The organism is Pseudomonas sp. FFPRI_1 (assembly GCF_055384485.1).
In genome coordinates, this window is the sequence record NZ_AP029168.1 from 7,335,688 (window position 1) to 7,355,982 (window position 20,295).

The 20,295-nt window shown below is 64.6% G+C and carries 18 protein-coding genes; 12 read left to right on the forward strand and 6 right to left on the reverse strand.

Annotation, left to right across the window (positions count from 1 at the left end; genetic code table 11):
• The first annotated feature begins 224 nt into the window (after positions 1–224).
• The 5 genes from ACZ5BO_RS33075 to ACZ5BO_RS33095 all read left to right on the forward strand — a co-directional run bounded on the left by ACZ5BO_RS33075 (position 225) and on the right by ACZ5BO_RS33095 (position 5,719).
• Entirely contained in the window at positions 225–1,580 is a 1,356-nt protein-coding gene (locus ACZ5BO_RS33075; protein WP_464697531.1) for a M16 family metallopeptidase, read from the forward strand.
• Positions 1,573–3,066 (forward strand): M16 family metallopeptidase, encoded by a 1,494-nt coding sequence (locus ACZ5BO_RS33080; RefSeq protein WP_025131019.1) that lies wholly within the window; start codon positions 1,573–1,575, stop codon positions 3,064–3,066. The genes ACZ5BO_RS33075 and ACZ5BO_RS33080 overlap by 8 nt, the downstream gene beginning before the upstream one ends.
• Complete coding sequence (gene rsmD / locus ACZ5BO_RS33085; protein ID WP_025131018.1) at positions 3,066–3,686, forward strand: 16S rRNA (guanine(966)-N(2))-methyltransferase RsmD; 621 nt, start codon at positions 3,066–3,068, stop codon at positions 3,684–3,686. The genes ACZ5BO_RS33080 and rsmD overlap by 1 nt, the downstream gene beginning before the upstream one ends.
• Before the next feature lie 205 nt (positions 3,687–3,891).
• Complete coding sequence (locus tag ACZ5BO_RS33090) at positions 3,892–4,893, forward strand: hydrolase (protein ID WP_025131017.1); 1,002 nt, start codon at positions 3,892–3,894, stop codon at positions 4,891–4,893.
• On the forward strand, positions 4,886–5,719 hold the full coding sequence (locus tag ACZ5BO_RS33095; protein WP_025131016.1) for an AraC family transcriptional regulator: 834 nt from the start codon (positions 4,886–4,888) through the stop codon (positions 5,717–5,719). The genes ACZ5BO_RS33090 and ACZ5BO_RS33095 overlap by 8 nt, the downstream gene beginning before the upstream one ends.
• Positions 5,720–5,919: 200 nt before the next feature.
• Here the strand turns inward: ACZ5BO_RS33095 and ACZ5BO_RS33100 are convergent, their stop codons facing one another.
• Entirely contained in the window at positions 5,920–6,774 is an 855-nt protein-coding gene (locus ACZ5BO_RS33100; RefSeq protein WP_464697532.1) for a sulfurtransferase, read from the reverse strand.
• 33 nt (positions 6,775–6,807) lie between these two features.
• Positions 6,808–7,479, reverse strand: coding sequence for a TetR/AcrR family transcriptional regulator (locus tag ACZ5BO_RS33105; protein WP_025131014.1), 672 nt, complete (start codon positions 7,477–7,479; stop codon positions 6,808–6,810).
• Between the two features lie 149 nt (positions 7,480–7,628).
• On the opposite strand from ACZ5BO_RS33105, the gene ACZ5BO_RS33110 reads away from it, so the two are divergent.
• The 5 genes from ACZ5BO_RS33110 to ACZ5BO_RS33130 all read left to right on the forward strand — a co-directional run bounded on the left by ACZ5BO_RS33110 (position 7,629) and on the right by ACZ5BO_RS33130 (position 12,346).
• Positions 7,629–9,059 (forward strand): coniferyl aldehyde dehydrogenase, encoded by a 1,431-nt coding sequence (locus tag ACZ5BO_RS33110; protein ID WP_464697533.1) that lies wholly within the window; start codon positions 7,629–7,631, stop codon positions 9,057–9,059.
• Between the two features lie 30 nt (positions 9,060–9,089).
• A complete protein-coding gene (locus tag ACZ5BO_RS33115; protein ID WP_025131012.1) occupies positions 9,090–9,635 on the forward strand; it encodes a hypothetical protein in 546 nt (181 codons plus the stop codon).
• A 134-nt stretch (positions 9,636–9,769) separates the two neighbouring features.
• Entirely contained in the window at positions 9,770–11,365 is a 1,596-nt protein-coding gene (locus ACZ5BO_RS33120; protein ID WP_464697534.1) for a GMC family oxidoreductase, read from the forward strand.
• A 115-nt stretch (positions 11,366–11,480) separates the two neighbouring features.
• Positions 11,481–11,960 (forward strand): pantetheine-phosphate adenylyltransferase, encoded by a 480-nt coding sequence (gene coaD, locus ACZ5BO_RS33125; RefSeq protein ID WP_003234650.1) that lies wholly within the window; start codon positions 11,481–11,483, stop codon positions 11,958–11,960.
• A 134-nt stretch (positions 11,961–12,094) separates the two neighbouring features.
• Positions 12,095–12,346 (forward strand): YfhL family 4Fe-4S dicluster ferredoxin, encoded by a 252-nt coding sequence (locus ACZ5BO_RS33130; protein WP_011064042.1) that lies wholly within the window; start codon positions 12,095–12,097, stop codon positions 12,344–12,346.
• 84 nt (positions 12,347–12,430) lie between these two features.
• On the opposite strand, the gene mutM is transcribed toward ACZ5BO_RS33130, so the two are convergent.
• Both mutM and ACZ5BO_RS33140 read right to left on the reverse strand, forming a co-directional pair.
• Positions 12,431–13,243 carry a bifunctional DNA-formamidopyrimidine glycosylase/DNA-(apurinic or apyrimidinic site) lyase gene (gene mutM, locus ACZ5BO_RS33135; protein ID WP_025131010.1) on the reverse strand — a complete coding sequence of 271 codons (813 nt, stop codon included), beginning with the start codon at positions 13,241–13,243 and terminating at the stop codon, positions 12,431–12,433.
• A gap of 33 nt (positions 13,244–13,276) precedes the next feature.
• Complete coding sequence (locus ACZ5BO_RS33140) at positions 13,277–14,089, reverse strand: HDOD domain-containing protein (RefSeq protein ID WP_177330319.1); 813 nt, start codon at positions 14,087–14,089, stop codon at positions 13,277–13,279.
• Positions 14,090–14,316: 227 nt separating this feature from the next.
• On the opposite strand from ACZ5BO_RS33140, the gene ACZ5BO_RS33145 reads away from it, so the two are divergent.
• Positions 14,317–15,513 carry a class I SAM-dependent rRNA methyltransferase gene (locus ACZ5BO_RS33145; RefSeq protein ID WP_025131008.1) on the forward strand — a complete coding sequence of 399 codons (1,197 nt, stop codon included), beginning with the start codon at positions 14,317–14,319 and terminating at the stop codon, positions 15,511–15,513.
• 54 nt (positions 15,514–15,567) lie between these two features.
• Here the strand turns inward: ACZ5BO_RS33145 and ACZ5BO_RS33150 are convergent, their stop codons facing one another.
• Positions 15,568–17,250, reverse strand: a complete 1,683-nt coding sequence (locus ACZ5BO_RS33150; RefSeq protein WP_464697535.1) for a DUF4153 domain-containing protein — start codon at positions 17,248–17,250, stop codon at positions 15,568–15,570.
• Between the two features lie 55 nt (positions 17,251–17,305).
• The gene (locus ACZ5BO_RS33155) at positions 17,306–17,884 is read right to left on the reverse strand and encodes a hypothetical protein (RefSeq protein WP_464697536.1); all 579 of its coding nucleotides are present in this window, start codon (positions 17,882–17,884) and stop codon (positions 17,306–17,308) included.
• Between the two features lie 311 nt (positions 17,885–18,195).
• Between ACZ5BO_RS33155 and ilvD the strand changes: the two genes are divergently transcribed.
• Positions 18,196–20,037 carry a dihydroxy-acid dehydratase gene (ilvD, locus tag ACZ5BO_RS33160; RefSeq protein WP_025131005.1) on the forward strand — a complete coding sequence of 614 codons (1,842 nt, stop codon included), beginning with the start codon at positions 18,196–18,198 and terminating at the stop codon, positions 20,035–20,037.
• The last annotated feature ends 258 nt before the right edge of the window (positions 20,038–20,295 follow it).

The window sequence follows — 20,295 nt, forward strand, 5'->3', positions numbered from 1 at the left end:
AACGATCGATTTTACTTAGGACTAGAACGGCAAAATCGGCGAAAGAGCGAAGTTTAGCGGATAAAACAGCGCTTCTTGCCGGTAACCCATACAACCTGCTCAAGTACATCCTGATCCGCGAGAACCTGATAGGCGTGGCCGCCAGTAAAACGGATCAGTATCCTAGCACCTCCTCGCCCGCGCAGGCTAAGACCAAGCGGGCAGCTCAACAGGTTTAAAAACGAATGAATGCTCTAGCCCGCCGCGCCGCAGGCCTGCTGCTCAGCACAGTTTGTCTGCCCCTTGCAGCCCTGGCTGCCGACCCCCAACCCACCCACGAATTCACCCTGGACAACGGCCTCAAGGTCGTGGTCCGCGAAGATCATCGCGCACCTGTGGTGGTGTCCCAGGTCTGGTACAAGGTCGGCTCCAGCTACGAAACCCCAGGCCAGACCGGCCTGTCCCACGCCCTGGAGCACATGATGTTCAAGGGCAGCGAGAAGGTTGGCCCCGGTGAGGCATCGTTGATCCTGCGGGACCTGGGCGCCGAAGAAAACGCCTTCACCAGCGACGACTTCACCGCCTACTACCAGGTGCTGGCCCGCGACCGCCTGGGCGTGGCCCTGGAGCTGGAAGCCGACCGCATGGCCAGCCTGCGCCTGCCGGCCGACGAGTTCGCCCGCGAGATCGAAGTGATCAAGGAAGAACGCCGCCTGCGCACCGACGACAAGCCGATGTCCAAGGCCTACGAGCGCTTCAAGGCCATGGCCTATCCGGCCAGCGGCTACCACACGCCAACCATCGGCTGGATGGCCGACCTGAACCGGATGAAGGTCGAGGAGCTGCGCCACTGGTACCAGTCCTGGTACGCGCCCAACAACGCCACCCTGGTGGTGGTTGGCGACGTGACCCCGGACGAGGTCAAGGCCCTGGCCCAGCGCTACTTCGGCGCGATCCCCAAACGTGAGGTACCGCCCGCGAAGACCCCGCTGGAACTGGCCGAGCCCGGCGAGCGCCTGATCACCCTGCACGTGAAGACCCAGTTGCCGAGCCTGATGCTGGCCTTCAACGTACCGAGCATCGCCACCGCCGAGGACAAGCGCTCGGTGAACGCCCTGCGCCTGGCGGCCGCGGTGCTGGATGGCGGCTACAGCGCACGCATCCCGACCCAGTTGGAGCGCGGTGAAGAATTGCTGTCCAACGGTTCCAGCAGCTACGACGCCTACAGCCGCGGTGACAGCCTGTTCCTGCTCTCGGCCACCCCCAACAGCCAGAAGAAGAAAACCATCGCCCAGGCCGAAGCCGGGCTGTGGCGCCTGCTGGATCAACTGAAGGCCACCCCGCCGTCCGCCGAGGAACTGGAGCGGGTGCGGGCCCAGGTCATCGCCGGGCTGGTCTACGAACGCGACTCGATCACCAGCCAGGCCACCACCATCGGCCAGCTGGAAACCGTCGGCCTGTCGTGGAAGTTGATGGACACCGAGCTTGCCGAGTTGCAAAGCGTGACCCCGGAAGACATCCAGAAGGCCGCCCGCACCTATTTCACCCGGGAGCGTATGAGCGTGGCCCATGTACTGCCTGAGGAGTCCGCTCATGAGTAAGCGCAAGAATGCTTCGCCAGTCCTGCTGGGCCTGGCGCTGGTCGCCCTGTTCACCGCAGGCGGCCTCTACCTGCTGTCGCGCTCCGGCGAGTCCGATGCCAGCCAGGCCCTGGACAACGCCAAGTCCAGCCAGAAGCTGCAATCGCTGGCCGAGCTGGATGGCAAGGCGCCGGCCCACCGCACCCTCGACGTACAGACCTGGAACACCGCCGAAGGCGCCAAGGTGCTGTTCGTCGAGGCCCGCGAGTTGCCGATGTTCGACATGCGCCTGATCTTCTCCGCCGGTAGCAGCCAGGACGGCAACACCTCCGGGCTGGCCCTGTTGACCAACGCCATGCTCAACGAGGGCGTGGCCGGCAAGGATGTGGGCGCCATCGCCCGGGGCTTTGAAAGCCTGGGGGCAGATATCGGCAACGGCGCCTACAAGGACATGGCCGTGGTCTCGCTGCGCAGTCTCAGCGCTGTGGATAAGCGCCAGCCGGCGCTGGATCTGTTCGCCGAAGTGGTGGGCAAGCCGACCTTCCCTGCCGACTCCCTGGCGCGGATCAAGAACCAGTTGCTCGCCGGCTTCGAGTACCAGAAGCAGAACCCTGGCAAGCTGGCCAGCCTGGAACTGATGCAGCGCCTGTACGGCAGCCATCCCTATGCCCATGCCAGCGAAGGCAATGCCAAGAGCGTTCCGAACATCAGCTTGGCGCAACTGCAGGCATTCCACGCCAAGGCCTATACCGCCGGCAATGTGGTGATTGCCCTGGTGGGCGACCTCTCGCGCAGCGACGCCGAGGCGATTGCCGCGCAAGTCTCCGCCGCACTGCCAAAAGGCCCCGCCCTGGCGAAGGTCGAGCAACCGGTAGAACCCAAGGCCAGCATCGGCCATATCGAGTTTCCTTCGAGCCAGACCAACCTGATGCTGGCGCAACTGGGCATCGACCGTGACGACCCGGACTACGCCGCTGTGTCCCTGGGCAACCAGATCCTCGGCGGGGGTGGTTTCGGCACCCGGCTGATGAGCGAAGTGCGCGAGAAGCGCGGCCTGACTTACGGTGTCTATTCCGGCTTCACCCCGATGCAGGCCCGCGGCCCGTTCATGATCAACCTGCAGACCCGCGCCGAAATGAGCGAAGGCACCCTGAAACTGGTGCAAGACGTGTTCGCCGACTACCTGCAGAACGGCCCGACCCAGAAGGAACTGGACGACGCCAAGCGCGAACTGGCCGGCAGCTTCCCGCTGTCCACTGCCAGCAACGCCGATATCGTCGGCCAGCTGGGCGCCATGGGCTTCTACAACCTGCCGCTGAGCTACCTGGAAGACTTCATGCGTCAATCCCAGGCGTTGACGGTGGAACAGGTCAAGGCCGCCATGAACAAACACCTGAGCGTCGACAAGATGGTCATCGTCAGCGCCGGTCCGACCGTTGCGCAAAAGCCGTTGCCGCCCCCTACTGACAAACCCGCCGAGCAGCCGCTCGGGGTTCCGGAGCACTGATGGCCCGTCCAGCCCGTCCCAGCAAGAAACCCGTCCACAACCAGCACAATGGCGTGGGCCAGTTGCGCATCATTGGTGGCGAATGGCGCAGCCGCAAGCTGAGCTTTCCCGACCTGCCAGGGCTGCGACCGACACCGGACCGGGTGCGCGAGACCCTGTTCAACTGGCTCGCCCCCTATGTGGCCGGGGCCAAGGTCATCGACCTGTTCGCCGGTAGCGGCGCGGTATTTCTGGAAGCCCTGTCCCGTGGCGCCGCCACGGGCCTGGCCCTGGACAGCAGCAGCGTAGCGATCTCCAGCCTGCGCGAGCACCTGGGCACCCTGCGCTGCACCGTCGGCCAGGCGCAGACCGCCGATGCCCTGCGCTACCTGGAAACCCAGCCGGCAACGCCGTTCGACCTGGCATTCCTCGACCCGCCGTTCAACCAGAACCTGCTGCCGGCGGCCTGCGCCCTGCTGGAAGAGCGCGGCTGGCTGGCCAACGACGCCTGGATCTACACCGAAAGCGAAACCCCGCCTTCGACCCTGGGCCTGCCGGGGAGCTGGCGCCTGCACCGTGAACAAAAATCCGGGCAGGTGTATTACTCCTTGTGGCAACGTATGGCAGACAACGCCGCTTAAGAAGCGGCTCACGATCCCGCCAGCGACGCTCAGGCCAGGCAAACATGCCTGAGCGCCCGCAGCTCAGGCCGCGAAATGCGCATTTCGACGCCATGCTCAACGCCAAATGAGCTAGACCCAGCAGATCGTGAGCCGGTGCTTCAGCCGGCTGGAACAAGGCGCGCGGCCCGCCCGGGTTGCGCACCGCTGCATCGAGAGCCTCCCCGTGCCTGACTCGCCAGATCGCTTCACCCCCGCCTTTGGCCTGGGCAACCCGCACCTGCAGACCCTGTGGGGCCCACTGTGGCGCCCGACCACCCACCTCGAACGCCAGCGCGAACGCCTGTGGCTGGAGGACGGTGACTTTCTTGATCTCGACTGGCACGGACCTCATAGCGCCGAGGCCCCTCTGGTCTTGGTGCTGCATGGCCTGACCGGTTCCTCCAACTCGCCCTATGTGGCCGGCCTGCAGCGCGCCCTGGCCGCCCAGGGCTGGGCCAGCGCCGCGCTGAACTGGCGCGGCTGCTCCGGCGAACCCAACCTGCTGCCCCGCAGCTACCACTCCGGGGCCAGCGAAGACCTGGCAGCCGCCATCGAGCATTTGCGCACCCTGCGTCCCCAGGCACCGCTGTACGCCGTGGGTTATTCCCTGGGGGGCAACGTGCTGCTCAAGTACCTGGGGGAAAGCGGCAGCGCCAGCCCGCTGCAAGGGGCCACGGCGGTATCGGTGCCGTTTCGCCTGGACCAGTGCGCCGACCGTATCGGCCAGGGGTTTTCCAAGATCTACCAGGCCCATTTCATGCGCGAGATGCTGGCCTACATCAAGGACAAGCAGCGCCAGTTCCAGCACGACGGCCGCCATGATGGCCTGGCGACCCTGGCGCAGCTTGGATCCCTGGAGAAGATGCGTACCTTCTGGGATTTCGACGGCCGGGTCACCGCGCCGCTGCATGGCTTTAGCGATGCCCAGGACTATTACCGTCGCGCATCCAGCCGCTACTTTCTCGGGGAGATCCGCACCCCAACCCTGATCATCCAGGCGGCGGACGACCCTTTCGTGTTCCGCCACAGCCTGCCCGAAGCCAGTGAACTGTCCGCCAGCACCCGCTTCGAACTGCAGGCCAAGGGCGGCCACGTGGGGTTTGTCGAGGGCAGCCTGAAACGCCCCGGCTACTACCTGGAGCGACGCATTCCACAGTGGTTGACGAGCCTGGGCCGCCATGGATAAGCCCAACCGCGAGTCGATCCGTTTCTGGCAGACCGCGCCACTGGCGGGGGTCGAGCTTCTGGCGGCACGTTATATCGAACACCGCTTCGTGCCCCATGTGCACGACGGTTATGTGATCGGCATGATCATGGCCGGTGCCCAGCGCTACCGCTATCGCGGCGCCGAGCACCTGGCGGGCAGCGGCACCCTGGTGCTGATCAATCCCGACGAGTTGCACACCGGTGCCAAAGGCGCCGAAGACGGCTGGCTGTACCGCGCCTTCTACCCGGACAACCAGCAGATCCTCGGCCTGCTCGACGAGCTGGAACTGCCCAGCGGCAGCCTGCCGGCCTTTGGCGCCACGCTGTACCGCGATCCGGACCTGGTGAAAGGGTTCGCGCAGTTGCATCACCTGCTGGAAAGCCCCGCCACCGCCCTGCAACAGCAGACCCTGTGGCGCGAGATGATGCTCCTGCTGCTGCGCCGCCATGCAGGGGTCAAGGCGCCCGGTGAGCCGGGGCTGGAACACCGGGCCATCGTCCAAGCCAAGGAACTGCTGAGCGCGCAACTGGCGGCACCGCCTTCCCTTGAGGAGCTGGCGGCGGCCGTGAACCTCTCGCCCTTCCACTTTGCCCGGGTGTTCCGCCGGGCGACCGGCATTCCACCCCATACCTGGCTGATGCAACAACGCATCGCCAAGGCCCGGGCCTTGCTGCGCGATGGCTGCCTGCCCCTGGAAGTGGCGACACAATTGGGTTTCGCCGACCAGAGCCACCTCAGCCGCCAGTTCAAGCAGGTCTATGGCGTGGCGCCGGCGGCCTACCGCAATGCCCGGCGTTCGGACTGAAGGCCCCGGCCCGACAAGCCACTGAGCCAGGCGAAGGAGTGTTTGTGGCGCGGGCGCTTGCTGCCGCTGGGCCGCGTAGCGGCCCTAATCCCTGGTGCAACCTGCCTGCGGACGATTCCCACAGCCAGGCGGTGTGACGGCCTGGCCGTCAAGCGCAAGCGCGCTCCCTCGCCACACGGTTGCCCCTCTCGACCACCGGTTCAGTCACCGGTGGCGACAGGCCGTTGAGGATCGGTGATCCATTCGCTCCACGAACCGGCATACAGCCGCGCCAGGGGATAACCCGCCAGGCACAGGGCGAACAGGTTGTGGCAAGCCGTCACACCGGAACCGCAATAGGCCACCAGCTGCTCAGGGGAGCGGCCCCCCAGCTTCTCGGCAAAGCGCTGCTTGAGCTGATCCGCCGGCAGGAAACGCCCGTCGCTGCCCAGGTTGTCGGTGAATGCTGCGCACTGCGCTCCGGGAATATGCCCGGCCACCGGATCGATGGGCTCCACCTCGCCACGAAAGCGCGGCAAGCCCCGGGCATCCAGCAAGGTCAGCTCCGGCCGGCCCAGGCGCTGTTGCAAGTGCTCGGCATCCAGCAGCAGGCGGTGGTCCGGCTGGCCGTTGAACTGTCCCGGCACGGTCTGCGGCGGATCCAGGCTCAGGGGCAGGCCGGCCGCGTGCCAGGCCTTGAGGCCACCATCGAGAATGAACACGCCGTCACGCTTGCCGAGCCAGGCCAGCAACCACCAGGCGCGGGCGGCAAAAGCGCCGGGACCGTCGTCATAGAGCACGATGTCGCTGTGATCCTCGATCCCCCAGGCCCGCAGGCGCGCCAGCAGCTGTAGCGGATCGGGCAGCGGGTGCCGACCGGTCACACCCTTGATCACCGGAGCACTCAGGTCCCGGTTCAAATCGGCGAAATGCGCCCCGGCAATATGCCCTTCGGCATAGCTGCGTTGCCCGTAGTCCGGGTCTTCGAGGGCAAATCGACAATCCAGGATCACCAGCCCGGGCTGTTGCTTCCTCTGGTCCAGGGCAAGCGGGCTGATCAATTGCGCGATGGGCATAGCGGGCTCCTGTGAATAACTCGGAAGCTGATCCTACTGCACTTCTTCCAGGGCTTGGGCCAGGGGCACGTAAAACTCGTCGAACAGGCCGTTGACCGCCTCCCGGGCCTGGTCGGTAACAAACCCGGCTTCCAGCACCAGCACCTGATAGACCCCACGCTTGATCGCCTCCTCGCTCAGGTGGGTGGAATTCTCCCGGGTGGTGCACAGAAAGCGCACCCAGGAGGTGAGGATGATCCAGGCGTTGAGGGTCAGGGATTCGATCTGCACCTTGTCCATGGCGATGATCCCCGCCTCGACGAAGCGCCCGTAGATGGCCATGCCCTGGATCAGGCAGCGCTGGGAGAAACGCCGGTAGCGGGCCGCCAGCTCGGCGTCGCTGTCCAGCAGGTGCTCCAGGTCGCGGTGCAGGAAGCGATAGCGCCACATGGCCGCCAAGAGTGCCTGCAGGTAGTAGCGCTTGTCCTGCACGGTGACCGCGCGCCCCGGCGGCGGACGCAGGAAGCTGTCCACCAGGGTTTCGTATTCGGCGAACAGCACGGCGATGATCGCCTGCTTGTTGGGGAAGTGGTAATAGAGGTTGCCCGGAGAAATCTCCATGTGCGCCGCAATATGGTTGGTGCTGACATTGCGTTCGCCCTGCTGGTTAAACAGCTCCAGGCTGAACTGGACAATGCGTTCGCGGGTTTTTATGCGTGGGGCCATGGGCTTGAGCTTTAATCGTGTGGAGGCAGGCCTGCATCTTACGGTCTATCCCCAAGCGGATAAATCACGGTCGGCACAGGAGGGTAATTGACAATTTAGAGTATAAGCTCTAAAAAACTAGCCACCCATAAAAAAACCGGAGCCCGTCCATGTCTGCCGAAATCGCTTACCTGCAGGATTCCCTTCAGCAACAGGACGAGCTGCTTGAGCTGTTCGAAGCCCAGCGCCGGGCCTATGCCGCCAATCCCATGCCGCCGGCAGCCCAGCGCCAGCAATGGCTCAATGCCCTGCAGGGACTGCTGAACACTGAGCGCCAGGCGCTGATCGACGCCATCAGCCAGGACTTCAGCAATCGCAGCGCCGATGAAACCCTGCTGGCCGAGCTGATGCCCAGCCTGCATGGCATCCACTACGCCAGGAAACACCTCAAGAGCTGGATGAAACCCTCCCGGCGCGCCGTCGGCCTGGCCTTTCAGCCGGCTTCGGCCAAGGTGGTCTACCAGCCCCTGGGCGTGGTCGGGGTGATCGTGCCCTGGAACTACCCGCTGTACCTGTGCATGGGCCCGCTAGTGGGTGCCCTGGCCGCCGGCAACCGAGTGATGCTCAAACTCAGCGAATCGACCCCGGCCACCGGCCAGTTGCTCAAGCAGCTGCTGGCCAGGGTCTTCCCCGAGGACCTGGTGTGCGTGGTCCTGGGCGAAGCTGAAGTGGGCATGGCCTTCTCCAAGCTGCGCTTCGATCACCTGCTGTTCACCGGCGCCACCAGCATCGGCAAGCATGTGATGCGCGCCGCCGCAGAAAACCTGACTCCGGTGACCCTGGAACTGGGCGGCAAGTCCCCGGCCATTGTCTCCAGCACCGTGCCCCTCAAGGATGCCGCCGAACGCATAGCCTTCGGCAAGACCCTGAACGCCGGGCAGACCTGCGTCGCCCCGGACTACGTACTGGTGCCGGAAGAACGCGTCGGCGACTTTGTCGAAGCCTATCGCCAGGTCGTGCGCAACTTCTTCCCGACCCTGGCGGACAACCCCGACTACACCGCGATCATCAACCAGCGCCAGCTGGCACGGCTCAACGGCTACCTGAGCGACGCCACCAGCAAGGGCGCACAGCTGGTGCCGCTGTTCGAGCAAAATCAGGAGCGGCGCCTGGGCCACAGCCTGCTGTTGAACGTTACCGACGAGATGACGGTGATGCAGGACGAGATCTTTGGCCCGATCCTGCCGATCGTGCCCTACAAGACCCTGGACCAGGCCTTCGCCTATATCACCCAGCGCCCACGGCCCCTGGCGCTGTACTACTTCGGCTATGACAAGGCCGAGCAGCAGCGGGTGATCAACGAAACCCACTCCGGCGGCGCCTGCCTCAACGACACGTTGCTGCATGTGGCCCAGGACGATCTGCCGTTTGGCGGCATCGGCCCTTCCGGCATGGGCCACTACCATGGCCATGAGGGTTTCCTGACGTTCAGCAAAGCCAAGGGCGTGTTCATCAAGCAGCGCTTCAACGCAGCGCGCCTGATCTATCCGCCCTATGGAAAATCGATCCAGAAGCTCATCCAGAAGCTGTTCATCCGTTAACCAGTACATCGCCGGGTAATAACAATAATGATCACCCCTAGCCTGTCTGAAACACCCGCGCTGTCACGGCGCGGCCTGCTGAAAATCGGCCTCTGTGCCAGCGCCTTCCTGGCCACTGCCGGGCTCGGCGCCAGCCTCAGCGGTTGCTCCGCCAGCACACCCGCCAGTGGCTTCGCCCTGCTGCGCAGCAACGACCTGCCGTTCCTGCGCGCCCTGATCCCGGTGATGCTCGAAGGCGCGGTCGCCGCAGAGCAGATGCCCGCCGCCATCGACGGCACCCTGCGCAACCTGGACAACGCCCTCAACCACCTGTCGCCGGAGATGTTCAAGCTCACCCAGCAATTGTTCGACGTGCTGGGCATGGCGGTCACCCGCGGCCCGCTGACCGGGATCTGGGGCAGTTGGGAGAACGCCAGTGGCGACGATATCCGCCATTTCCTCAGTCGCTGGGAGAACAGCTTCCTGTCCCTGCTGCGCATGGGCCATGCCTCGCTGCTGCAACTGGTGATGATGGCCTGGTACACCCGCCCCGAGTCCTGGGTTCACTGCGGCTACCCCGGTCCGCCCAAGGTCTGACCTGCCGTTTATCGCGACAAGGCCCAGAGGACGTTCAAAGGGCCCCGAGCGCCGGTTTTATCCGGCGACCATCGCAACCCGCGGCAGCGGCCACCGGAACTTGCCACGACATCAATAATAAGAGAGCACCCGATATGCCTGTACCTGATCTGTTCCGCGAAGGCCTGAACCGTGGCTGGAAAACCTACAACGGCTCGCAGCTGGAGCAGGACCTGACCCTGGAAGCCGATGTCGCCATCATCGGCAGCGGCGCCGGCGGTGGCACCACCGCCGAAATCCTCAGCGCTGCCGGCTACAAGGTGCTGCTGATCGAAGAAGGCCCGCTGAAAACCAGCGACGACTTCAAGATGCTCGAAGACCAGGCCTACACCAGCCTCTATCAGGAAGGCATCGGGCGCATGAGCAAGGACGGCGCCATCACCATCCTCCAGGGCCGCGCCGTGGGCGGCACCACCCTGATCAACTGGACCTCGAGTTTTCGTACCCCCGACCCGACCCTGGAGCACTGGGCCCGGGAACATGGTGTGGTGGGCCATAGCTCCGCCGAGATGGCGCCCTGGTTCGAGAAAATGGAACAGCGCCTGGGGGTCGCGCCCTGGGTCATGCCGCCCAACGCCAACAACGACGTGATCCGCAAGGGCTGCGAGGCCCTGGGCTACAGCTGGCACGTGATTCCGCGCAACGTGCGCGGCTGCTGGAACCTCGGCTACTGCGGCCTGGGCTGCCCGACCAATGCCAAGCAGTCGATGCTGGTGACCACCATTCCCGCGACCCTGGAGAAAGGCGGCGAACTGCTGTACCTGGCCCGGGCCGATCGCCTGCAGATCAAGGACGACAAGGTCTCCAGCCTGCAATGCGTGGCCATGGACGAGCGTTGCGTGGCCCCCACCGGCCGGACCATCACCGTCAAGGCCAGGCACTACGTACTGGCCGGCGGCGGCATCAACAGCCCGGCCCTGCTGCTGCGTTCCGACGCCCCGGACCCGCACTCGCGCCTGGGCAAGCGCACCTTCCTGCACCTGGTGAACTTCTCCGCCGGGCAGTTCGACGAAGTCATCAACCCCTTCTACGGTGCGCCGCAGTCGATCTATTCCGACCATTTCCAATGGCAGGACGGCACCACCGGGAAAATGTCCTACAAACTCGAAGTACCGCCCCTGCAACCGGCCCTGGCCAGTACCCTGCTGGGCGGTTTCGGGCCCCAGAGCGGCCTGTCCATGGAGCAACTGCCCCACACCCACGCCATGCTCGCCCTGCTACGGGACGGGTTTCACCCGGACAGCGTCGGTGGCAACGTCGAACTGCGGGGCGACGGCACTCCAGTGCTCGACTACGAAGTTTCGCCCTACGCCTGGGATGGCCTGCGCCGGGCCTTCCACAGCATGGCGGAGATCCAGTTCGCCGGCGGCGCCAAGGCGGTCAAGCCGCTGCACAGCGATGCCCGGTTCGCCAAGACCCTCGCCGAGGTGCGCAGCCAGATCGACGGCCTGGACCTGGCGCTGTACCGCACGCGCCTGGGCAGCGCCCACGTGATGGGCGGCTGCGCCATGGGCGAAGACCCGAAAAACGCCGTGGCCGACAGCCTCGGGCGCCATCATCAACTGCACAACCTGTCGATTCACGACGGCTCGCTGTTCCCCACCAGCATCGGCGCCAACCCGCAGCTGTCGGTGTACGGCCTGACTGCACAACTGGCGACAGCCCTGGTGGAGCGTCTGAAAACAGCCTGAAAAAGGCAGGTATTCCCGGCGTCTATAGTGCTTTCTTCCTTAAAAGGCGACTTGGCCCACCGGGAATGCTGCGATACCATCCGACTCCCCAACGGATTCCCGCCAGGACGACGCGATGAACCGAGTGTTGTACCCAGGTACCTTCGACCCGATTACCAAGGGCCATGGCGATCTGGTCGAGCGCGCCTCGCGGCTGTTCGACCACGTGATCATCGCCGTTGCCGCCAGCCCCAAGAAAAACCCGCTGTTCCCCCTGGAGCAGCGTGTAGAGCTGGCGCGCGAGGTGACCAGGCACCTGCCCAACGTTGAAGTGGTCGGCTTCTCCACGCTGCTGGCGCATTTTGCCAAGGAGCAGAACGCCAACGTCTTCCTGCGTGGCCTGCGGGCAGTCTCGGACTTCGAGTACGAATTCCAGCTGGCCAACATGAACCGCCAGTTGGCACCGGATGTGGAAAGCCTGTTCCTGACGCCCTCCGAGCGCTATTCGTTCATTTCCTCGACCCTGGTCCGCGAAATTGCCGCCCTGGGCGGGGATATCACCAAGTTCGTCCACCCGGCGGTCGCCGACGCACTGACCCTGCGCTTCAAGAAGTAAGCCGCCCGGCCCCGCTCCGGGGCCCTTGCCAGGCGTCAGCCATCGCGCCCGCGTGCACTGCGGGCGCCAATACGGCACAATTGCGCGCATTCGATTTTACATGCCCGGGCCTGCCGCCCAGGCCGGAGTCCCCCATGTCCCTGATCATCACCGACGATTGCATCAACTGCGACGTCTGCGAACCCGAGTGCCCCAACGCGGCCATTTCCCAAGGCGAAGAGATCTACGTGATCGATCCGAACCTGTGCACCCAGTGCGTCGGCCACTACGACGAGCCGCAGTGCCAGCAAGTGTGCCCGGTGGATTGCATTCCATTGGATGAGGCGCGCCCGGAAACCGAAGAAGAGCTGATGGCCAAGTACCGGAAGATCACCGGCAAGGCGTGAGGAATTCAGCGCCTGTGCTGGCGCTTGCCCCGGCAGACCGGCCCCCGCAAACGCCTGCAGGAGCCGGCTGGCCGGCGAAGTTTTTCAGCTCTGGCAGCGCGGGCAGTAGACGCTGGCACGCTGCCCCAGCTTGATTTCCCGCAGGCCCGTGCCACAGACCTTGCAATGCTCATTGCCACGGCCGTAGACGAACAGTTCCTGCTGGAAGTACCCCGGCTGGCCGTCACCGCCGATAAAGTCGCGCAATGTGGTGCCGCCGCGCTCGATGGCTGCCGCGAGGATGCGTTTGATCTCGATCGCCAGCTTCAGGTAGCGCGCCCGGGAAATGCCCTTGGCTTCGCGGCGCGGGTCGATGCCCGCAGCGAACAGCGCTTCGGTCGCGTAGATATTGCCCACTCCCACCACCACGGCGTTGTCCATGATGAACGGCTTGACCGCCATGGAGCGTCCCCGGGACAGCTGATACAAACGCTCGCCATCGAACAGGTCGGTCAACGGCTCCGGCCCCAGGCGTATCAGCAGTTCGTGATTCAGCGGGTCGTGGCTCCAGAGCATGGCACCAAAGCGCCGCGGGTCGGTGTAGCGCAGGGCCAGGCCCGATTCCAGCTCGATGTCCACGTGCTCGTGCTTGGCCGCCGGCAAGCCGACTTCCACCAGCCGCAGGTTGCCGGACATGCCCAGGTGGCTGATCAGGGTGCCGACCTCGGCGTTGATCAACAGGTACTTGGCCCGCCGCTCCACCTGCACGATGCGCTGCCCGGACAGGCGCACATCCAGGTCCTCGGGAATCGGCCAGCGCAGGCGCCGTTCACGCACGACAACCCGACTGACCTTCTGGCCTTCCAGATGCGGCGCGATCCCGCGCCGGGTGGTTTCGACTTCCGGTAATTCAGGCATCTGCGCCTCGGGCATTCATCGCGGTATGAATAATCAGTGCGCGCCCAGCTCGCGCACGGTTTCCTTGAGGTTCTCGAAGTCGTAGTCCGACAGGCCGACGTAATCGAGAATCAGGTGGCCAATGCTGTTCCATTCATGGTCTTCGACCTGGTTGCCCAGCACCCGGTAGGAAGCACAGATGTGCTCGGCCATCTTCAGGATCGCCAGCAGGTTCTTCAACTGGCTGTTGCGCGACGACTCGTCGCTGAAGATCGCCAGGGCATTGTGGTGATTGGCGATGGCATTGGTCACATGCTCCGGCAGGCGCCAGGACTTGGCCGTGTAGTAACCGACCACCGCATGGTTGGTGTTGAAGGCACGGTTTTCCGTGTCCACCACCCGCCGCTCCGGCCCGGCACTGCCGTAGGCCTCTTCCAGCACCGCCATGTAGTTGGGGAAGCGCTTGAGCATCAGCGGCACGCCGCAGTCGTGGAACAGGCCCAGGGCATAGGCTTCGTCCACCGCCTGGGAGCCGGTGCGCTTGGCCAGGGTCAGGCAGGTCATGGCCACGTCCTGGGCGGTGTCCCAGAAGCGGTTGAGGGTGACGATGGTCTCGTCGCTCATTTCGCCCTTGATCGACTGCGCATTGATCAGGTTGATGATCGAACGGCTGCCCAGGAGGTTCACCGCACGCTGGATCGAGGCGATCTTGTTGCTCAGGCCGTAATACGGCGAGTTGACGATCTTCAGCAGTGCGCCGGACAACCCCGGGTCCTGGGATATCAGCTTGGCAATCACTTCCAGGTCGGGATCGGGCATGTACTGCTCCATCTGCAAATCCACCATGATTTGCGGCTGGGGCGGCACGCTGATGCCTTGCAGGGCCTGTTGAATCTGTTCGGCTGATAGCTCTTGGGACATAGGTACGCACTCTGGGTCAGGCGGCGATTCTAACCCTTAACCAGACAATGTTGGGCGTTCGGACAGGAACTTTACCCCCGGGCCTGGTCCACAAGGCCTGGCCGCAGGTCCAATGGCCATCGCTTGAACCCCGCGAAGGGGTATAATCGCGCCCTTTTTTCCGGAGCGACGTCATGTCCCTGCCAAGCCTGCGCCTCAAAGCCAATGCCGATCGCCGCCTGCGCGCCGGCCACCTGTGGGTCTACAGCAACGAAATCGATGTAGCCGCCACCCCACTCCACGGCTTCAAGGCAGGTGACCAGGCCATTCTGGAAGCCGCCGGCGGCAAGCCCCTGGGCATCGTCGCGATGAGCCCGAACAACCTGATCTGCGCTCGCCTGCTGTCTCGCGATGCCAAGCTGCCCCTGGACAAGTCCCTGCTGGTGCACCGCCTGAACGTGGCCCTGTCCCTGCGCGAGCGCCTGTTCGACAAACCGTTCTACCGCCTGGTCTACGGCGACTCCGACCTGCTGCCGGGCCTGGTGGTGGACCGTTTCGGCGACATCCTGGTGGTGCAGATCGCCTCGGCGACCATGGAAGCCCACAAGGACGACGTGATTGCAGCCCTGACCCAGGTGCTCAAGCCCAGCGGCATCCTGTTCAAGAACGACTCCGCCGCCCGCGATGCCGAAGGCCTGGGCCGCTACGTGGAAACCGTGTTCGGCCTGGTGCCGGAGTGGGTGGCCCTGGAAGAGAACGGCGTGAAGTTCGAAGCCCCGGTGATCCAGGGCCAGAAAACCGGCTGGTTCTATGACCACCGGATGAACCGTGCCCGCCTGGCGCCTTATGCCAAGGGCAAGCGCGTACTCGACCTGTACAGCTACATCGGCGGCTGGGGCGTGCAAGCCGCGGCCTTCGGCGCCAGTGAAGTGTTCTGCGTCGACGCCTCGGCCTTCGCCCTCGACGGCGTGGAGCGCAACGCCGCGCTCAATGGCTTCGCCGATAAGATGACTTGCGTTGAAGGCGACGTGTTCGAAGCCCTGAAAGAGCTGAAAGCCGCTGAAGAGCGCTTCGACGTGATCGTTGCCGACCCGCCGGCCTTCATCAAGCGCAAGAAGGACATGAAGAACGGCGAAGGCGCCTACCGCCGTCTGAACGAGCAAGCCATGCGCCTGCTGAGCAAGGACGGCATCCTGGTCAGTGCCTCGTGCTCCATGCACCTGCCCGAGGACGACCTGCAGAACATCCTCCTGACCAGCGCCCGCCACCTGGACCGCAACATCCAGCTGCTGGAGCGCGGCAGCCAGGGCCCGGATCACCCGGTGCACCCGGCCATCCAGGAAACCCGCTACATCAAGAGCATCACCTGCCGCCTGCTGCCCAACAGCTGAGTGCAGTGAACAGAAAAATCCCGGCCATGTGCCGGGATTTTTTGTTTCAGCCCGTCATGGGTGCCGGTAGGCCTGCTGGAAGTCCAGCTCCACACCGTCGACCTTGAACGTCTTGTAGTGCGGGCGCACCGGCTTGATCTTGCCCTCGCGGATCTGCGCGATCAGCCCCGCAGCATCCGGGATCCCGTTGAACTTGCCCGTGTAACGCCAGAGGACCTTGCCCTGCCCATCACGGGCAAAGAGCATCGCCGAAGACTCCCAGGCGTGCTTGCCGATCAGCAGCACTTCGTTGACACCGTCGTCATTCAGGTCCACCGCCCAGGCGAAACAGCCGGGCGGCGTGCAGTCACTTCTGGACGTCAGCACCTCGACCAATTGCGCGCTGTCATCCACCTCCGGGCCTAGCCATTGCACCTTGGCGGTCAAGTAATCGACGGACTGGTCATCCCGGGAAACCGATTCCAGCAGTTCGCGCAGGGTGGTCCGGTCCGGCTCCTGCAGAACCTGCCCCTGGCGCACCTGTTCGAGCAACGCATTGAACTGCGCCCGACCGGGCTCGCCCAGATGCCGGCGCAGGGCCCTGACATCGAAGTCGGCCACTGGGGTACGCCCGCTCAGCAGGCGCTGTACCTGGTTGCTGGCACTCAGCGCCTGCGGGTCCAGCACCGGGGTGAACAGCAACAACAGCGCGACGAAACTCAACAGCGCGACCCAGGGGTTGCTGCGGCTCAGGCGGGCGAGCCAGGCCCCCTGCCTGCCCAGCACCGCCCAGAGCGCCGCCAGGCTGTGGACCAGAGCCAGGGCCACGAGGAACATGGCCAGAACACGTGACGGCGTCAGGCCATATTGATCAATCCGCAACCAGCTCGAATAACCGGCCATCAGCACCAGCAAGGGCAGACAGCAGAGGCTGGCGTTGATCAGCAGCTTGAGCAATCTGGCGTAGCTGGCATCGCTCCGACCGTCCTGGAACACGCCATTGATCAGGAACAGATTACTGGCCACCAGGCACAGCAGGATTCGCGAGGAATAGCCGGTGCTCCAGATCGGCTGCAGGCCGGTGAATGCCAGGGTCAGGGTGAAGACCACCGTGATCAGTGCGCACAACGGCAGCAGGTAGCGGCACACCGTCAGCAGGATATCCCGCAGCAAGCCGATGACTCTCTGGTTCACGCGGCCCATGCGCATGCCCAGGGAGAAAAACAGCGGCATGCTGAAGCACATGAAGTACTGCGAGCCGAACAGCTCATCCAACTGCGACATGCCAAGGAGGCTGAACAAACCACCGCACAGCCAAAGCAGCATGCTGAAGGCCAGGGTCACCAACCACGCCAGGATCACGATGAAGGCGTTGTTCCAGGCATGCCGGAACAGGTCTTGGTAGCGTGGACCAAGGCCCTCGCGGGTCGGCCAGCTCAAGATGAACGCAGTACCGATATAGCCCAGTACAAGCGCGGTGAACGACCAGAACATGCTCAGCCAGCCATTGGCATTGTTCAGCAGCACCCAGTAGGAAAACCCGCTCAACAGCACGCTCAGGCCAATGACCAGGGCCCAGGTGCCGCGCTCGCGCACTGCACTGCCAAGCAGTTGCAGGTTGCTCCCGGCCACCAGAGCCAGGGTCCAGAGGGCCGAGCCCACTGCGGGTTGTTCATGCAACAGGCCGGCGACCAACAGCAAGCCCTGCACCAGGGCAATAGCGATGTAAAACAACAGCGAGCGACTCAGCGCAGGCATGGCAAATCCTTTTATGAAGATGTGTGGTCAAGGTGACGCGGATAAACCGCCACCGCTAGCACCCCGCCAGCGGACGCCCAAGGCGCCGCAGCAGCGGCAGGCACAGGCGCACCAGGAACAGGCCGAGGGAAAACGCCAGGGTCGGGCCGGCAAAGAACACCAGCGACAGAAAGCCGTCCTTGAAAGGATCGAGATGGGAGCGGGTGATCCAGTGCTTGAAGATCGCCTGGGCGATCCACGGCATCGGCAGCGCCAGCAGCACCCACAGCGCATAAGCCAGAAAGCGCCGCCCCAGACTGTCACGCCCTTGCAGCGCAGCCGCGCAAAGGACAGTCAGCAGGATCAGCCCCGCGGCCAGGCTGCCCAGCATCCGGGAGGTCAAAGGCAGCCCTCCACAGGCCATGACCAGCCCCGCCGTAGCCAGGGCCAGGGCCATCGCCGCCCCCCAGGTGCGCCATTCACCCCGGCGCTCGGGTGCCAGCTGCAGCATGCCGCCGCCCATCAGCACCGCGGCACAGGCCGCGCCGATGGCCAGCTCCGAGAGTTCGCCGGAAAAGACCACGGCCAGCAGCAGCGCGCCCTGCACCAGGCCCATGCCCAGGTAAAACCTCAAGGTTCGAAGTGTCGCGGTCATTCCAGATCCATTGGAGAGCGATCGAAGGGCGCGCAGTCTACCTCAGCCCCCCGAATCCGCGCAGCGGGTAGCGGCTCAAGACACTCTTAACGCCGCAGAGCGGCCACGGCATTCCTTCCTGGCGCCAGCGGTGTAGAATCGGCAGATTCATCGCCAGTCATCCCCCGGCGGGTTTATGAGCTCAGGCTGAGTCTCGCGGCGATCCCGCGGGGTCATCGGCAGCTTCGGACACACGGCCATTTCTGAGTGTTCCCGAGGTCAGTAGAAGCTCACTCCCCATTTGTCACCTGATTAGCCGCCCGGAGTGCTTCATGCCTGATTACCGTTCGAAAACGTCCACCCATGGCCGCAACATGGCCGGCGCCCGTGCCCTGTGGCGCGCCACGGGGATGAAAGATGCCGACTTCAAGAAGCCGATCATCGCCATTGCCAACTCCTTCACCCAGTTCGTCCCGGGCCACGTGCACCTCAAGGACCTGGGCCAGTTGGTCGCCCGCGAAATCGAACGCGTCGGCGGCGTGGCCAAGGAATTCAACACCATCGCCGTGGACGACGGCATCGCCATGGGCCACGACGGCATGCTGTATTCCCTGCCGAGCCGCGAGATCATCGCCGACTCCGTGGAATACATGGTCAACGCCCACTGCGCCGACGCCATCGTCTGTATCTCCAACTGCGACAAGATCACCCCCGGCATGCTGATGGCCGCCCTGCGCCTGAACATCCCGGTGATCTTCGTCTCCGGCGGCCCGATGGAAGCCGGCAAGACCAAACTCGCCAGCCATGGCCTGGACCTGGTGGACGCCATGGTCATCGCCGCCGACTCCAGCGCTTCTGACGAGAAGGTTGCCGAGTACGAGCGCAGCGCCTGCCCGACCTGCGGGTCGTGCTCCGGCATGTTCACCGCCAACTCCATGAACTGCCTGACCGAGGCCCTGGGGCTGGCCCTGCCGGGCAACGGTTCGACCCTGGCCACCCACAGCGACCGCGAACAGCTGTTCCTGCAGGCCGGGCGCACCATCGTCGAGCTGTGCCAGCGCTACTACGGCGACAACGACGAGTCGGTACTGCCGCGCAACATCGCCAACTTCAAGGCGTTCGAGAACGCCATGATGCTCGACATCGCCATGGGCGGCTCGACCAACACCATCCTGCACTTGCTGGCCGCCGCCCAGGAAGCCGAGATCGACTTCGACCTGCGCGACATCGATCGCCTGTCCCGCAGCGTGCCGCAGCTGTGCAAGGTGGCGCCGAACATCCAGAAGTACCACATGGAAGACGTGCACCGCGCCGGCGGCATCTTCAGCATCCTCGGCTCTCTGGCCCGCGGCGGCCTGCTGCACACCGACCTGCCGACCGTGCACAGCCGCTCGATGGAAGAAGCCATCGCCAAGTGGGACATCACCCAGACCAGCGACGAAGCCGTGCACCACTTCTTCAAGGCCGGCCCGGCGGGCATCCCGACCCAGACCGCGTTCAGCCAGTCGACCCGCTGGGACACCCTGGACGACGACCGTGAAAACGGCTGCATCCGCAGCTTCGAACACGCCTACTCCAAGGAAGGCGGCCTGGCGGTGCTGTACGGCAATATCGCCCTGGACGGCTGCGTGGTGAAGACCGCCGGGGTCGACGAGTCGATCCACGTCTTCGAAGGCAACGCCAAGATCTTCGAAAGCCAGGACAGCGCCGTGCGTGGCATCCTCGCCGACGAAGTGAAGGAAGGCGACATCGTCATCATTCGCTACGAAGGCCCCAAGGGCGGCCCGGGCATGCAGGAAATGCTCTACCCAACCTCCTACCTGAAGTCCAAGGGCCTGGGCAAGGCCTGCGCGCTGCTCACCGACGGGCGCTTCTCCGGCGGTACTTCGGGCCTGTCCATCGGCCACGCCTCGCCGGAAGCCGCTGCCGGCGGCGCCATCGGCCTGGTGCAGGACGGTGACAAGGTGCTGATCGACATTCCCAACCGCTCGATCAACCTGTTGGTCAGCGACGAGGAACTGGCGGCGCGCCGTGTCGAGCAGGACAAGAAGGGCTGGAAGCCTGTGGAGAAACGTCCACGCAAGGTGACCACCGCGCTCAAGGCCTACGCCCTGCTCGCCACCAGCGCCGACAAGGGCGCGGTGCGCAACAAGGCCATGCTCGACGGCCTGTGATCAAAACGCGCCTGTAGGAGCCGGCTTGCCGGCGAAGGGGCCCTCAAGCCCTGCACCGCCCTCCCGGGCGCCTTCGCTGGCAAGCCAGCTCCTACAACAAACGGCCGCTCAAACCCGACGCCAAACCCTGTAGGAGCCGGCTTGCCGGCGAAAGGGCCCTCAAGCCCTGCAGCGCCCTCCCGGGCGCCTTCGCTGGCAAGCCAGCTCCTACAACAAACGGCCGCTCAAACCCGACGCCAACCCCTGCAGGAGCCGGCT

Coding starts and splice junctions, on each gene's coding strand:
- ACZ5BO_RS33075 (WP_464697531.1), top strand. CDS start 225: ATGAATGCTCTAGCCCGCCGCGCCGCAGGCCTGCTGCTCAGCACAGTT.
- ACZ5BO_RS33080 (WP_025131019.1), top strand. CDS start 1,573: ATGAGTAAGCGCAAGAATGCTTCGCCAGTCCTGCTGGGCCTGGCGCTG.
- rsmD (WP_025131018.1), top strand. CDS start 3,066: ATGGCCCGTCCAGCCCGTCCCAGCAAGAAACCCGTCCACAACCAGCAC.
- ACZ5BO_RS33095 (WP_025131016.1), top strand. CDS start 4,886: ATGGATAAGCCCAACCGCGAGTCGATCCGTTTCTGGCAGACCGCGCCA.
- ACZ5BO_RS33100 (WP_464697532.1), bottom strand. CDS start 6,774: ATGCCCATCGCGCAATTGATCAGCCCGCTTGCCCTGGACCAGAGGAAG.
- ACZ5BO_RS33105 (WP_025131014.1), bottom strand. CDS start 7,479: ATGGCCCCACGCATAAAAACCCGCGAACGCATTGTCCAGTTCAGCCTG.
- ACZ5BO_RS33110 (WP_464697533.1), top strand. CDS start 7,629: ATGTCTGCCGAAATCGCTTACCTGCAGGATTCCCTTCAGCAACAGGAC.
- ACZ5BO_RS33120 (WP_464697534.1), top strand. CDS start 9,770: ATGCCTGTACCTGATCTGTTCCGCGAAGGCCTGAACCGTGGCTGGAAA.
- coaD (WP_003234650.1), top strand. CDS start 11,481: ATGAACCGAGTGTTGTACCCAGGTACCTTCGACCCGATTACCAAGGGC.
- ACZ5BO_RS33130 (WP_011064042.1), top strand. CDS start 12,095: ATGTCCCTGATCATCACCGACGATTGCATCAACTGCGACGTCTGCGAA.
- mutM (WP_025131010.1), bottom strand. CDS start 13,243: ATGCCTGAATTACCGGAAGTCGAAACCACCCGGCGCGGGATCGCGCCG.
- ACZ5BO_RS33145 (WP_025131008.1), top strand. CDS start 14,317: ATGTCCCTGCCAAGCCTGCGCCTCAAAGCCAATGCCGATCGCCGCCTG.
- ACZ5BO_RS33150 (WP_464697535.1), bottom strand. CDS start 17,250: ATGCCTGCGCTGAGTCGCTCGCTGTTGTTTTACATCGCTATTGCCCTG.
- ACZ5BO_RS33155 (WP_464697536.1), bottom strand. CDS start 17,884: ATGACCGCGACACTTCGAACCTTGAGGTTTTACCTGGGCATGGGCCTG.
- ilvD (WP_025131005.1), top strand. CDS start 18,196: ATGCCTGATTACCGTTCGAAAACGTCCACCCATGGCCGCAACATGGCC.